This is a genomic window from Streptomyces sp. SCSIO 75703 (genome assembly GCF_036607905.1).
Lineage (GTDB): Bacteria > Actinomycetota > Actinomycetes > Streptomycetales > Streptomycetaceae > Streptomyces.
Map to the genome: position 1 here is coordinate 2,593,541 of NZ_CP144555.1, position 13,469 is coordinate 2,607,009.

A 13,469-nucleotide genomic window follows, 5' to 3' on the forward strand; every position below is an offset into this window, starting at 1 on the left:
CGGCGCAAAGGGGGGCGCGTGCGCACCGGGGAGGGAACATGACGAAGACGGACACACCCACGACACCACCGCCGCGGGGCCCGTGGCTCCGCAGGGGGCGCCACCGCAGGCCGCGTCCGCGCAAGGCGGTGCTGCTGGCGGGATGCCTGGTCCTGGTGGCCGGCGCCCTGAGCTTCGGGCGGCTGGTACCGGATCCGGGTACCGGCGGGGCCGACGCGTACGGCACCGAGGCGGGGCCGCGGGTGGAGAACGGCGAGACGGCGGGGACGGCGCCGGAGCGGTCCACGCCCGCAGCCGCGAGCACCGCCGCGCCACCCGGGGCGAGCCCGTCGGCGACATCGGCCCCGAGCGGGCTGAGCACGTCCCCGGAGCCGGGCCTGATACCCGGGCCGTCCGGAGCGGAGGCGGCCGGTCCATCCGCCGGCGCACCAGCACCCCGTACGAGCGCCCCGGGCGCGACGACGGTCCCGCGGGCCCCGCGGGCCACGGCGGGCGCACCCGCCACGCCCGGCCCGGACACGGCACCCCATGTGCCCCACACGCCCCGGCCGGAGAGTCCGGCGGTGCCGCGCCCGACCCCGGACCCTCCGGCCCCGAGCCGTACTCCGCCGCCCTCCCCGGCGCCGACCCAGGCGCCTCCCGGGCTGTGCGTGCCGCTGATCGGGGTCTGCGTGGACCTGCTGGGGCTGCTGGGCGGCGGGAGATGACCGTGCGGGCCTACGCGGGCGGCGGCGACCGCCGGGTCAGGAGCCAGGGCTCGACCACGCCGAGGCCACGGACCGGACGCTGCCACATGGGCTGGAGCCCGAAGCGGTACGCCGGGGCCTCCTCGCCCTCCTTCTCCGCCGTCGCGGCCTCCTCGACCGCCTGCGCCTCGGAGGCGGGGGCGTCGCCGGTGCGGATGATCTCCTCCGCGAAGGCGCTGTCGACGAGGAGTGCGTCGCGCGGGGCTATGGAGGTGAGGCGGGAGGCGAGGTTGACGGTGGTGCCGAAGACGTCGCCCATGCGGGTGGTGACGGTGCCGAAGGCGATGCCGACCCGCAGTTCGGGCATGGTCTCGTCGTTGGCCATCGTCTCGATGAGGCGCAGCGCGATCTCGGCGGCGGTGCCGGCGTCGTCGGCGACGTACAGCACCTCGTCGCCCAGGGTCTTGATCAGCCGGCCGCCGCGGGCGGCGACCAGGTCGGCGGCGGTGGTCTCGAATGCCTCGACGAGTTCGCCGAGTTCCTCCTCCTCCATCCGGCGGGTGAGGCGCGTGAAGCCGACCAGGTCCGCGAAGCCGACCGCGAGCCGCCGGTCGACCATCTCCTCGTCGTCGCCGGCCTGGACGACGCGCCCGGTCGACGCGGCGAGCTGGCGCCGCCAGACGTAGACCAGGAACTCCTGGAGTTCCGGCAGCAGCAGCTCCACCAGCGGGTACGTGACCTCGGTGCGCGTCATCCCGGGCTCGGGGGGCTCGGTCAGCCCCTCCAGGAAGGAATCGATCTGCCACTCGGCCAACCGGGCGGTCGTCTGCCCGGTGGACCGGGCCACCTGGACGGCCATGGCCTCGCTGAGCAGCCCGGCCTCCACCAGACCGGCCAGCCGCCGCAGGGCGAGGACGTCGGCCTCGGTCAGCGCCTTGGCCTGGCCTATGTCGGCGAAGCCCATGGCCCGCCAGAAGCGGGAGGCCAGTTCCATGGAGACGCCCGCGCTGCGGGCGGCCTGGAAGGGGGTGTAGCGGCGCTCGGCGCCGAGGATGAGCTGTTCGAGTCGGAGCGCTAGCGGGTCATCGCCGGGTTCGGCGGGCTCGGAATCCACCCGGCCGTCCCCGTCCGTGCCGGAGCCCGTGTCGTCGACGGTCACGCCTGCTGCCCTTCCGATCTGCCGCGGTCAGGTATCGACCGGCCCCAACTTTACGTCAGGTGTGCCGCAGCTCACTCCCGAGAGTCGGTGCCCGGTACCCGCCGGCCGTGGCACCGGGGCGCTCGTCCGCGCAGGCCCGTGCCACCCGGGCGCCCCCGGAGCCGGACACCGCGCCGGGGGAACGCCCCCGGTGACCGGAGTACCGCGGCGGGGGCGTGTGATGCCGGTGCTCGCGCCGGGGGCGCGTCACCCCGCCCCTCCCCGGACCACGAACCACCCCACCGGCCGCCACCCGCCCGCGTACGCGCCCCGCGCGAGCCCACCGGACGCCGCGGCCCGGCCGGTCCCACCCGCCCCGAGGCACCACCGGCAACCAGCCCCGGCCAGCCGCCCACCGACAGGTCAGTCCCCACCCGTAAGTCAGACCCCACCGGCAGGACGGCCCCCGGGCCGTAAGCCAGACCCACCGGTAGGCCGGGCCCGCGGGCAGCCAGCCACCGGACCGAGCCCCGCGGTGCCGGGCATCCGGACGCACCGACGCCCGGCCGCCGCCGGCCACGCGGTCACACGGCCACGCACCGCCCCGGCGGCACACCGGCCCGTCACACGGGCCGCAGGTGGACGATGTCCCCGGCGCCCACCGGCTCCTGCACCCCCTGCTCCGTGGCGAGAACCAGGCGTCCGTCCCCGTCCACGGCGACCGCCTCGCCGACCAGGGACCGGTCGCCGGGGAGTTCGGCCCGGACCGTGCGGCCGAGGGTCGCGCACCCGGCGGCGTACGTCTCCTGGAGGCCGCTGGCCGCAGGATCGCCGCCGGCCGAGCGCCAGCGGACGTACCAGTCCTCCAGGGACCGCAGTACCGCCCGCAGCAACGGGTCGCGGTCGGTGCCGCCGGCCCCGGCGAGGCGCAGGGAGCCTGCGCCCGGGACGGGCAGTTCCGACGCGCGGAGGCTGACGTTGACGCCGACACCGACGACCACACCGTCGTCGCCTGCCCGCTCGGCGAGGATGCCGCCGGCCTTGCGCTCCTCGCCGCCGACGGTGACGAGGAGGTCGTTGGGCCACTTCAGGGCCGTGTCGACACCCGCGGCGCGGGACAGCCCGGTCGCCACCGCGACCCCGGTGAGCAGTGGCAGCCAGCCCCAGCGGGCCACCGGGACCTCGGCGGGCCGGAGCACGACCGAGAAGAAGAGGCCCGAACGGGGCGGTGCGCTCCACCGCCGGTCGAGACGGCCCCGGGCGGCGGTCTGCTCCTCGGCGATCAGGACGGAGCCCTCCTCCGCCTCGCCCCGTGCGGCACGGGCGGCGAGGTCCGTGTTGGTGGAGCCGGTGCTCTGCACGACGTCGACGTGCCGCCACAGTCCGCCCTCGCGCACCAGGGCACGGCGCAGGGCGGTGGCGTTGAGGGGCGGCCGGTCCAGGTCGGACCACCGGCTGTGGGAGGGCTCGGAGTCATCGCGGGGCGTCATGCAAGCCACCCTAGGTGTGGGAAAGACCGCACTGCCGATCGCGGGGCCCAGCACTACTCTACGGATGAGTAACCGTCCCCCCTTTTGAGCAGGCAGGGAGCCGCATCCCGATGTCCGAGCCGGAAGCGCAGCAGCCCGACATCCGTACGACCGCGGGCAAGCTCGCGGATTTGAGGCGTCGTATCGAGGAGGCGACGCATGCGGGGTCCGCTCGTGCGGTGGAGAAGCAGCACGCGAAGGGGAAGCTGACGGCGCGTGAGCGGATCGCGTTGCTGCTGGACGAGGGCTCGTTCGTGGAGCTGGACGAGTTCGCCCGGCACCGTTCGACGAGTTTCGGCCTGGAGGAGAACCGGCCCTACGGGGACGGTGTCGTGACCGGGTACGGCACGGTGGACGGACGGCCGGTGGCGGTGTTCTCGCAGGACTTCACCGTCTTCGGCGGGGCGCTGGGCGAGGTGTACGGGCAGAAGATCGTCAAGGTGATGGACTTCGCGCTGAAGACGGGCTGCCCCATCGTGGGCATCAACGACTCCGGCGGCGCCCGGATCCAGGAGGGTGTGGCCTCACTGGGCGCCTACGGGGAGATCTTCCGCCGCAACACACACGCCTCCGGGGTGATCCCGCAGATCAGCCTGGTGCTGGGCCCGTGCGCGGGCGGCGCGGTGTACTCGCCGGCGATCACGGACTTCACGGTGATGGCCGACGGGACCTCGCACATGTTCATCACCGGCCCGGACGTCATCAAGACCGTCACCGGCGAGGACGTCGGCTTCGAGGAACTGGGCGGTGCCCGCACCCACAACACCGCCTCCGGGGTCGCCCACCACCTGGCCGCCGACGAGAAGGACGCCATCGAGTACGTCACACAGCTCCTGTCGTTCCTGCCGTCGAACAACCTGTCCGAACCCCCCGCCTTCCCCGAGGAAGCCGACCTCGCCGTCAGCGACGAGGACCGCGAACTGGACGCCATCGTCCCGGACAGCGCGAACCAGCCCTACGACATGCACACCGTGATCGAACACGTCCTGGACGACGGCGAGTTCCTGGAGACCCAGGCCCTGTTCGCACCGAACATCCTCACCGGCTTCGGCCGCGTCGAGGGACGCCCGGTGGGAGTGGTCGCCAACCAGCCGATGCAGTTCGCCGGCTGCCTGGACATCACCGCCTCCGAGAAGGCCGCACGCTTCGTACGGACCTGCGACGCCTTCAACGTGCCCGTCCTCACCTTCGTCGACGTCCCCGGCTTCCTGCCCGGCGTCGACCAGGAACACGACGGCATCATCCGCCGCGGCGCGAAACTCATCTTCGCCTACGCCGAGGCCACCGTCCCCCTCATCACCGTCATCACCCGCAAGGCCTTCGGCGGCGCCTACGACGTGATGGGCTCCAAACACCTCGGCGCCGACCTCAACCTCGCCTGGCCCACCGCCCAGATCGCCGTCATGGGCGCCCAGGGCGCCGTCAACATCCTCCACCGCCGCACCCTCGCCCACGCCGAGACCACCGACGACGCCGAAGCCACCCGCGCACGCCTCATGCGTGACTACGAGGACGCCCTCCTCAACCCCTACACCGCCGCCGAACGCGGCTACGTCGACGCCGTCATCATGCCCCACGACACCCGCCGCCACATCGTCCAGGGACTACGCCAACTCCGCACCAAACGCGAAACCCTCCCCCCGAAGAAACACGGCAACATCCCCCTCTGACCACACCCTCCCCCCACACCCCCACCACCACCAGAACACCCCCACCAGGACCACCCCCACCGGGACCACCCCAGGAGCCACCGTGATCAAGGTCGTCCGCGGCAACCCCACCCCCGAAGAACTCGCCGCCGCCCTGGCCGTGGTCCGGGCGCGCGCCGTGGCGGCACAGGCACTGCCGGCCGGCACGCCGGCTCCCCGGGACTCCTGGTCCGACCCGGCCCGCATCGCCGGCCACCGGCTGCCCCAGCCGGGCCCGGCCTCCTGGAGCCGCACCTACTGGCCGGGGGCGTGAGCCGCCACAGCGCGCCCTGGGCACACGCCGGAGCCTGACCCGGGACCCGGGCCCCCGCACTCACGTACGTACGCCGGAGCCTGAACCAGGACCCGGGCCACCCGCACGTACGCCAGGGCCCCGCGCACCCGCACGCCGGGCCCGTACGCGGGTCCGGCGCCGCGTCCGCGCCCCCGCGCTCGCCCGCCCCCGCTCCACGCCGTGGGCAAGTTGAGTACGCGTACTCAGGCGGGGTGCCGGTCCGGGCCGGACGATGGCGGCATGCTGTGGTCCGACCCCGAGAACGAGCCGCCCGAGGAACTGCGGGACACGCAGGCCATGCTGCGGCGGCTGAGCGTTCTGCTGGCGCTGGCCATGGTGCTCACCATGATCGTGATCGGGGTGCGGTAGGCCGCGGGGACGGCGCGGCCGGCGGCGGGCTCGCCATTAGGCTGGCGGCATGACAGATCAGCCGCGCCGCCGACTCGTCCTCGCCTCCCAGTCGCCCGCCCGGCTCGGGCTGCTGCGCCAGGCCGGTCTGGCCCCCGAGGTGATGGTGAGCGGCGTCGACGAGGACGCCGTGAGCGCGCCCACCCCCGCCGAACTGGCCCTCGCCCTCGCCGAGGCCAAGGCGTCCGTCGTGGCCGCGAGGCCCGAGGCGCAGGGCGCCCTGGTGGTCGGCTGTGACTCGGTGCTCGACCTGGACGGGCGGGCGCTCGGCAAGCCCGCCGACGCCGAGGAGGCCATCGCCCGCTGGAAGGCGATGCGCGGCCGGGCGGGCACGCTCCAGACCGGGCACTGCGTCCACGACACGCTCTCGGGGCGTTACGCCTCGGCCACCGCCTCCACCGTCGTCCGCTTCGGCGAGCCGACCGACGAGGAGATCGCCGCCTACGTGGCCTCCGGCGAGCCGTTGCACGTCGCGGGGGCCTTCACGCTGGACGGCCGTTCGGCCCCGTTCCTCGACGGCATCGACGGCGACCACGGGAACGTGATCGGCATCAGCCTGCCCCTGCTGCGCCGCCTGCTCGCCGAACTCGGAGTGGCCCTCACGGACTTGTGGGCCCCGGCGGCGGACTGACCGCGATCGCGCCCTCGCCCGGGCCCGCCACGGGCTCCTGGGCCCGCCGCGGCGGCTCCGGGGACTCGTGGGGCCCCTGCGTCCCGTCCGGCCCCCGGTCCCCCGGCGGCTCCCGTGTCCCCCGAGGCCCCTGCCCGTCATGGGTCATCAGCAGCAGCACGAGGAGCGCGAGAATCAGGATCATGACGGCGAAGGCGCCGGGGCCCACCAGCCCCCAGGCGACGGCGCCGAGCAGTCCGTGCACCACGGCCGCCCCGATCAGCAGGGCGCGGCCGAGTCCGGCGGGCCGGCGCCCGCGCACCGCCACCAGCAGGGCCACGAGCGCGGCCAGGGCGAGGAAGGCCCCGAAGGCGACGCCGGCGGCCTTCGAGGACACGGACATCACGTCGGGATCCAGGCCCGCGAGGGACATCTCCTGGCGGTCGACGACGACCCCCAGGAACCAGTTGAGCGCCACGGCGCCGAACGCCTCGGCGAAGAGCACGACCGCCACGATGCACGCCACCGGTCTGCGCACCACCGGCCCCCACCCACTTTCGAGCACGACTGTGGTTACCCCGAGTATCCTCGGGTCGACGCGAACGCTACTCACCGGTAAACGTGGCGACAAGGGGTCTGCCGAGGGCAAAGAATCGTTGGGCCATTCGTAGGGACTCCACAAAGAATCACGGCGGGCCGCAGCGCGCTCTCACAGAGACCTTGGCCACATCGGAGGGCTAGGGTTTTCCGAAGGGGCCCTGTGTACCAAGGTGCGACATGGGCTTTCGCGGGTCGAGCGGGCCGCGCGTCACGCTCCGTGTGGGCAAGCTCACCATCGGGGACGGGTCGATGTGCCGTGTCGGCAGTCCCTAAACTCGGCTTGTTTCAAGGAGGGAGCCTCAATCGTGCGCAAGGTGCTCATCGCCAACCGTGGCGAAATCGCTGTCCGCGTGGCCCGGGCGTGCCGGGATGCGGGGATCGCGAGTGTGGCGGTGTACGCGGACCCGGACCGGGACGCTCTGCATGTCCGTGCCGCTGATGAGGCGTTCGCTTTGGGTGGTGACACGCCCGGGACGAGTTATCTGGATGTCGGGAAGGTGTTGCGGGCGGCGGCGGAGTCGGGGGCGGACGCGGTCCATCCCGGTTACGGTTTCCTCTCCGAGAACGCCGATTTCGCCCAGGCGGTGCTGGACGCGGGGCTGATCTGGATCGGTCCGCCGCCGCAGGCGATCCGGGACCTCGGTGACAAGGTCGCCGCCCGGCACATCGCCCAGCGTGCCGGCGCGCCGCTGGTGGCCGGCACCCCCGACCCCGTCTCCGGCGCCGACGAGGTCGTCGCCTTCGCGCAGGAACACGGCCTGCCGATCGCGATCAAGGCCGCCTTCGGCGGCGGCGGACGCGGCCTGAAGGTCGCCCGCACCCTCGACGAGGTACCCGAACTGTACGAGTCGGCGGTCCGCGAGGCGGTGGCCGCCTTCGGCCGCGGCGAATGCTTCGTCGAGCGCTACCTCGACAAGCCCCGCCACGTGGAGACCCAGTGCCTGGCCGACACCCACGGCAACGTGGTCGTCGTCTCCACCCGCGACTGCTCCCTGCAGCGCCGCCACCAAAAACTCGTCGAGGAAGCCCCCGCCCCCTTCCTCTCCGACACCCAGAACCAGCAGCTCTACACCGCCTCCAAGGCCATCCTGAAGGAAGCCGGCTACGTCGGCGCCGGCACCGTCGAGTTCCTCGTCGGCCTCGACGGCACCATCTCCTTCCTCGAGGTCAACACCCGCCTCCAGGTCGAACACCCCGTCACCGAGGAAGTCGCCGGCATCGACCTCGTCCGCGAGATGTTCCGCATCGCCGACGGCGAAGCCCTCGGCTACGACGACCCGCCCCTGCGCGGCCACTCCTTCGAGTTCCGCATCAACGGCGAGGACCCCGGCCGCGGCTTCCTGCCCGCCCCCGGCACCGTCACCCGCTTCACCCCGCCCACCGGCCCCGGCGTCCGCCTCGACACCGGCGTCGAGACCGGCTCCGTCATCGGACCCGCCTGGGACTCCCTCCTCGCCAAACTCATCGTCACCGGCCGCACCCGCCAGGAAGCCCTCCAGCGCGCCGCCCGCGCCCTCGACGAATTCCACATCGAGGGCATGGCCACCGCCATCCCCTTCCACCGCGCCGTCGTCCGCGACCCCGCCTTCGCCCCCGAACTCACCGGCACCCACGACCCGTTCACGGTCCACACCCGCTGGATCGAAACCGAGTTCACCAACACGATCCCGCCCTTCACCACCCCCGCCGACACCGACACCGACACCGACGACAGCAGCCGCGAGACCGTCGTCGTCGAGGTCGGCGGCAAACGCCTGGAAGTGTCCCTGCCCGTCTCCCTGGGCATGTCCCTGGCCCGCACCGGCCTCGCCGCCGGCGCCAAACCCAAACGCCGCGCCACCAAGAAGTCCGGCCCCGCCGCCTCCGGCGACACCCTCGCCTCCCCCATGCAGGGCACCATCGTCAAAATCGCCGTCGAAGACGGACAAGAGGTCAAGGAAGGCGACCTCATCGTCGTCCTCGAAGCCATGAAGATGGAACAGCCCCTCAACGCCCACAAGTCCGGCACCATCAAGGGCCTCAGCGCCCAAGTCGGCGCCTCCCTCACCTCCGGCGCCCCCATCTGCGAGATCAAGGACTGACGGAACCCGTACGAGGGACACCCCGTCGGGTGACCCCCGGGGCGAGCGGGAGGGACGCGGAGCCGGTCAGCGCCGGCGCAGATCCGCGACCCGGGCCCGCTCGGCCCCGGGGTTCTGTTCGTTCAGGGCGGTCGTGCGCACGCCGGCGCCCGCGCCGGGGGCCTGGCGGCGGGGTCCGGGCAGCGGCACGTCCCGGCGCTGCCGGCCCCCGGCGGCCGGATCGGCCGCGGCAGGGCCGCCTCCGGGGCCCTTCGGGCCGGAGCCGCCGCCGGACGCGCCGGCCACGGCGATCTGTACGCCCTGGTCGGCGAGGGCCTGCAACTCGGTGCCGGCGCGGTCGTCGTGGGCGAGGGGTTCGTCGGTGACCAGGCGGGTGATGAGGTCGGTGGGCACGGTCTGGAACATGGTGTCCGTGCCCAGCTTGGTGTGGTCGGCGAGGACCACCACCTCGGCGGCGGCCTGTACCAGGGCACGGTCGACGGAGGCGGAGAGCATGTTGGACGTGGACAGACCCCGCTCGGCGGTCAGTCCGCTCCCGGACAGGAACGCCTTGGAGACCCGCAGCCCCTGGAGGGACTGCTCGGCGCCCGATCCGACCAGGGCGTAGTTGGAACCGCGGAGGGTACCGCCGGTCATCACCACCTCCACCCGGTTGGCGTGGGCCAGGGCCTGCGCGACCAGGAGGGAGTTGGTGACCACGGTCAGGCCGGGGACCCGCGCGAGCCGGCGGGCCAGCTCCTGCGTGGTCGTACCGGCGCCGACGACGATGGCCTCGCCTTCGGACACGAATCCCGCGGCGAGGTCGGCGATGGCCGTCTTCTCCGCGGTCGCGAGATGGGACTTCTGCGGAAAGCCGGACTCCCGCGTGAATCCGCCCGGCAGTACCGCACCGCCGTGCCGGCGGTCGAGGAGTCCTTCTGCCTCCAGCGCGCGCACGTCCCGCCGTACGGTCACTTCGGAGGTCTGGACGACGCGGGCGAGCTCACGGAGCGACACGGCCCCGTTCGCTCGCACCATTTCGAGGATCAATTGGCGACGTTCTGCAGCGAACACGAAACTGACAGTAACCCCAACGACCGTCTGCTTTCAGCAGTATGCGCCGAATTACAGAAGTTGTTCGCACGGCCGTCGCGGAGGTGGTATGGGAGCCTACGCCCCGCGCCTATGCCACGCGCACGTCCCCTGACCGCCCGTGACCACGGCACACCGGTTCCGGCCGCGGGACCACCCGTCCGGGGGGTGGGCGGTCACCTTGCGTACGGTTCCGGCCGCCGGGCGCGCCGCCGGTCCTCTTGATCACACCGGCACGCAAAGGGTCCGGATCGTGCCCGCATCGGCACCTCGGATGCCCGGCGACGACCGTCCGGGGCCGTTACGACTCGCCGCCGTTCTTGCGGGTGTGGAGCTGGCGGGCCACCTCGGCGATGGAGCCGGAGAGCGACGGGTAGACGGTGAAGGCGTTGGCGATCTGCTCCACCGTCAGGTTGTTGTCGACGGCGATCGAGATGGGGTGGATGAGTTCCGAGGCGCGCGGCGCGACGACGACGCCGCCGACCACGATCTCGGTGCCCGGCCGGCAGAAGATCTTGACGAAGCCGTCCCGGATGCCCTGCATCTTGGCGCGCGGGTTGCGCAGCAGCGGCAGTTTGACGACCCGGGCGTCGATCCTGCCGGAGTCGACGTCGGCCTGGCTGTAGCCGACGGTGGCGATCTCGGGGTCGGTGAAGACGTTCGCCGAGACGGTCTTGAGGTCGAGCGGGGCCACCGCGTCGCCGAGGAAGTGGTACATGGCGATGCGCCCCTGCATGGCGGCCACCGAGGCGAGGGCGAAGACGCCGGTCACGTCGCCGGCCGCGTAGACGCCCGGGGCGGTGGTGCGCGAGACGCGGTCGGTGAGGATGTGCCCGGAGTCGCGCAGCCGCACCCCGGCCTCCTCCAGGCCCATGCCCGCGCTGTTGGGGACGGCGCCGACGGCCATCAGGCAGTGCGAGCCGGTGATGACCCGCCCGTCGGCGAGGGCGACCTCCACCCGGTCCCCGACCCGCTTGGCGGACTGGGCGCGGGAGCGGGCCATGACGTTCATGCCGCGGCGCCGGAAGACGTCCTCCAGGACGGCGGCGGCGTCGGGGTCCTCGCCGGGCAGCACCCGGTCACGGGAGGAGACGAGGGTGACCTTGGAACCGAGCGCCTGGTAGGCGCCGGCGAACTCGGCGCCGGTCACGCCGGAGCCGACCACGATGAGCTCCTCGGGCAGCTCGTCGAGGTCGTAGACCTGGGTCCAGTTGAGGATGCGCTCGCCGTCGGGGCGGGCGTCGGCCAGCTCGCGCGGGTGCCCGCCGGTGGCGACGAGCACGGCGTCCGCGGTGAGGGTCTCCTCGCTGCCGTCGGCGGCCCGCACGACCACCTTGCGGGAGCCGTCGAGGGCCTGCATGCCCTCCAGCCGGCCGCGTCCGCGCATCACGCGCGCGCCCGCGCGGGTGACGGAGGCGGTGATGTCGTGGGACTGCGCCAGCGCGAGCCGTTTGACCCGGCGGTTGACCTTGCCCAGGTCCACGCCGACCACGCGGGCGGCCCGCTCCAGGGGCGGCGTGTCGTCGGCGACGATGATGCCCAGCTCCTCGTAGGAGGAGTCGAAGGTGGTCATCACCTCCGCCGTGGCGATCAGGGTCTTGGACGGCACGCAGTCGGTCAGCACCGACGCCCCGCCCAGACCGTCGCAGTCGACGACGGTCACCTCCGCGCCGAGCTGCGCGGCCACCAGCGCCGCTTCGTATCCGCCGGGTCCGCCACCGATGATCACGATCCGAGTCACGTACTCCATTGTCCCGCACCCCGCCGCGCCGAGCCGCCCGGGGGCACGTCCGTGACGGAAGTGGCCCCCGGGGCGCCCTGCCGTACGCTCGTGGCATGTCGCTCTACGCCGCGTACGCCGGCAACCTCGACGCGCGGCTGATGACCCGCCGCGCCCCGCATTCGCCGCTGCGCGCCACCGGCTGGCTGAACGGGTGGCGGCTGACGTTCGGGGGCGAGCACATGGGCTGGGAGGGCGCGCTGGCGACCCTCGTCGAGGACCCCCTCTCCCAGGTCTTCGTCGCCCTCTACGACATCGCCCCGATGGACGAGGAGTCGCTGGACCGCTGGGAGGGCGTGGGCCTGGACATCTACCGGCGCACGCGCGTGCGCGTGCACACCCTGGACGGCGAGGACGGCGCCTGGACCTACGTCCTCAATGGCTACGAGGGCGGCCTGCCCTCGGCGCGCTACCTGGGCGAGGTGGCCGACGCGGCCGAGTCGGCGGGGGCGCCGCACGACTACGTGATGGAGCTGCGCAAGCGTCCCTGCTGAGGGGGCCCGCCGGAAACGACAAGACAACGATCGGTCACCGGCCCGCCCACACATCTACGCGCGTAGGCAAAGACCGGCTACCCTCGTCCGCGTGAACGCATCTCTTCTTCCGGACGACATCCAGGGCGACCCCTACGCCGCCGCCGACGCCGCCGCGGCCCGCCTGCGCGAACTCACCGGCGCCGAGACCCACGACGTCGCCCTCGTGATGGGCTCCGGCTGGGCACCGGCCGTGGACGCCCTGGGCGCCCCCGAGGCCGATCTCCAGGTCACCGAGCTGCCCGGCTTCCCGCCGCCGGCGGTCGAGGGGCACGGCGGCAGGATCCGCTCGTACGCCATCGGTGACAAGCGCGCGCTGGTCTTCCTCGGCCGCACCCACTACTACGAGGGGCACGGGGTGGCGGCGGTCGCCCACGGCGTCCGCACGGCGGCGGCCGCGGGCGTCAAGTCGGTCGTCCTCACCAACGGCTGCGGCGGCCTGCGCGAGGGCATGCGCCCCGGCCAGCCGGTCCTGATCAGCGACCACATCAACCTCACGGCGGCCTCCCCCATCGTCGGCGCCAACTTCGTCGACCTCACCGACCTGTACTCCCCGCGCCTGCGCGCGCTGTGCAAGGAGGTCGACCCCACGCTGGAGGAGGGCGTCTACGCGCAGTTCCCCGGCCCGCACTACGAGACCCCGGCGGAGATCCGCATGGCCCGGGTGATCGGCGCGGACCTGGTGGGCATGTCGACGGTCCTGGAGGCCATCGCGGCGCGCGAGGCGGGCGCCGAGGTCCTGGGCATCTCCCTGGTGACCAACCTGGCGGCCGGCATGACGGGTGAACCCCTCAACCACGAGGAGGTCCTCCAGGCGGGCCGCGACTCCGCCACCCGCATGGGCGAACTCCTCGCCCGGCTCCTGGGCCGCCTGTAACCGGCGGCCCGCACCCGCGTACGGCGGCGAGGGCGTGCCGGGGTGGCGTCCGCCCGCGACGTGCGGCGCGCCGGCTCCGGCACCTCGGTGAACGGCGGATTCCGCGCCGCTCCGAGGACGGACGCCCCCGGCCCGGGCCCTCACGCCGCGCGCACCCCCCGTCTCGCGTGACC

12 protein-coding genes are annotated in these 13,469 nt (G+C 73.3%); 7 read left to right on the plus strand and 5 right to left on the minus strand.

Going from position 1 to position 13,469, the window contains the following annotated elements; genetic code table 11:
• Nucleotides 1-717: 717 nt before the first annotated feature.
• Complete coding sequence (locus VM636_RS11160) at nt 718-1,845, minus strand: adenylate/guanylate cyclase domain-containing protein (protein WP_030423400.1); 1,128 nt, start codon at nt 1,843-1,845, stop codon at nt 718-720.
• Between the two features lie 602 nt (nt 1,846-2,447).
• The gene (locus VM636_RS11165) at nt 2,448-3,314 is read right to left on the minus strand and encodes a biotin--[acetyl-CoA-carboxylase] ligase (protein WP_053914445.1); all 867 of its coding nucleotides are present in this window, start codon (nt 3,312-3,314) and stop codon (nt 2,448-2,450) included.
• 110 nt (nt 3,315-3,424) lie between these two features.
• Between VM636_RS11165 and VM636_RS11170 the strand changes: the two genes are divergently transcribed.
• The 4 genes from VM636_RS11170 (at nt 3,425) to VM636_RS11185 (ending at nt 6,375) form a co-directional block, all read left to right on the plus strand.
• On the plus strand, nt 3,425-5,023 hold the full coding sequence (locus tag VM636_RS11170; protein WP_338484310.1) for an acyl-CoA carboxylase subunit beta: 1,599 nt from the start codon (nt 3,425-3,427) through the stop codon (nt 5,021-5,023).
• Between the two features lie 82 nt (nt 5,024-5,105).
• Complete coding sequence (locus VM636_RS11175; RefSeq protein WP_053914816.1) at nt 5,106-5,315, plus strand: acyl-CoA carboxylase epsilon subunit; 210 nt, start codon at nt 5,106-5,108, stop codon at nt 5,313-5,315.
• 261 nt (nt 5,316-5,576) lie between these two features.
• The gene (locus tag VM636_RS11180; protein WP_078856319.1) at nt 5,577-5,705 is read left to right on the plus strand and encodes a hypothetical protein; all 129 of its coding nucleotides are present in this window, start codon (nt 5,577-5,579) and stop codon (nt 5,703-5,705) included.
• 49 nt (nt 5,706-5,754) lie between these two features.
• Nucleotides 5,755-6,375: a nucleoside triphosphate pyrophosphatase gene (locus VM636_RS11185; RefSeq protein WP_053914815.1), complete on the plus strand. Its 621-nt coding sequence runs from the start codon at nt 5,755-5,757 to the stop codon at nt 6,373-6,375.
• Here the strand turns inward: VM636_RS11185 and VM636_RS11190 are convergent.
• The gene (locus VM636_RS11190) at nt 6,344-6,895 is read right to left on the minus strand and encodes a hypothetical protein (RefSeq protein WP_078962867.1); all 552 of its coding nucleotides are present in this window, start codon (nt 6,893-6,895) and stop codon (nt 6,344-6,346) included. The two genes, VM636_RS11185 and VM636_RS11190, sit on opposite strands and share 32 nt — an antisense overlap.
• Before the next feature lie 364 nt (nt 6,896-7,259).
• Between VM636_RS11190 and VM636_RS11195 the strand changes: the two genes are divergently transcribed.
• Nucleotides 7,260-9,035, plus strand: coding sequence for an acetyl/propionyl/methylcrotonyl-CoA carboxylase subunit alpha (locus tag VM636_RS11195; RefSeq protein WP_338484311.1), 1,776 nt, complete (start codon nt 7,260-7,262; stop codon nt 9,033-9,035).
• Between the two features lie 66 nt (nt 9,036-9,101).
• Here VM636_RS11195 and VM636_RS11200 read toward each other — a convergent pair whose 3' ends face one another.
• Nucleotides 9,102-10,088: a DeoR/GlpR family DNA-binding transcription regulator gene (locus tag VM636_RS11200; protein WP_078856188.1), complete on the minus strand. Its 987-nt coding sequence runs from the start codon at nt 10,086-10,088 to the stop codon at nt 9,102-9,104.
• Nucleotides 10,089-10,407: 319 nt separating this feature from the next.
• Nucleotides 10,408-11,856 (minus strand): NAD(P)H-quinone dehydrogenase, encoded by a 1,449-nt coding sequence (locus VM636_RS11205; RefSeq protein WP_030422453.1) that lies wholly within the window; start codon nt 11,854-11,856, stop codon nt 10,408-10,410.
• 86 nt (nt 11,857-11,942) lie between these two features.
• Here VM636_RS11205 and VM636_RS11210 point away from each other — a divergent pair, with 86 nt between their 5' ends.
• Both VM636_RS11210 and VM636_RS11215 read left to right on the plus strand, forming a co-directional pair.
• The gene (locus VM636_RS11210) at nt 11,943-12,380 is read left to right on the plus strand and encodes a gamma-glutamylcyclotransferase (protein WP_030422452.1); all 438 of its coding nucleotides are present in this window, start codon (nt 11,943-11,945) and stop codon (nt 12,378-12,380) included.
• Nucleotides 12,381-12,471: 91 nt separating this feature from the next.
• Nucleotides 12,472-13,296 (plus strand): purine-nucleoside phosphorylase, encoded by an 825-nt coding sequence (locus VM636_RS11215; RefSeq protein ID WP_053914611.1) that lies wholly within the window; start codon nt 12,472-12,474, stop codon nt 13,294-13,296.
• Nucleotides 13,297-13,469: the final 173 nt, after the last annotated feature.

Bases quoted from the DNA above. Each gene is read 5' to 3' on its own strand.
- VM636_RS11165 (WP_053914445.1), bottom strand. From the start codon at position 3,314: ATGACGCCCCGCGATGACTCCGAGCCCTCCCACAGCCGGTGGTCCGAC.
- VM636_RS11170 (WP_338484310.1), top strand. From the start codon at position 3,425: ATGTCCGAGCCGGAAGCGCAGCAGCCCGACATCCGTACGACCGCGGGC.
- VM636_RS11180 (WP_078856319.1), top strand. From the start codon at position 5,577: ATGCTGTGGTCCGACCCCGAGAACGAGCCGCCCGAGGAACTGCGGGAC.
- VM636_RS11185 (WP_053914815.1), top strand. From the start codon at position 5,755: ATGACAGATCAGCCGCGCCGCCGACTCGTCCTCGCCTCCCAGTCGCCC.
- VM636_RS11205 (WP_030422453.1), bottom strand. From the start codon at position 11,856: ATGGAGTACGTGACTCGGATCGTGATCATCGGTGGCGGACCCGGCGGA.
- VM636_RS11210 (WP_030422452.1), top strand. From the start codon at position 11,943: ATGTCGCTCTACGCCGCGTACGCCGGCAACCTCGACGCGCGGCTGATG.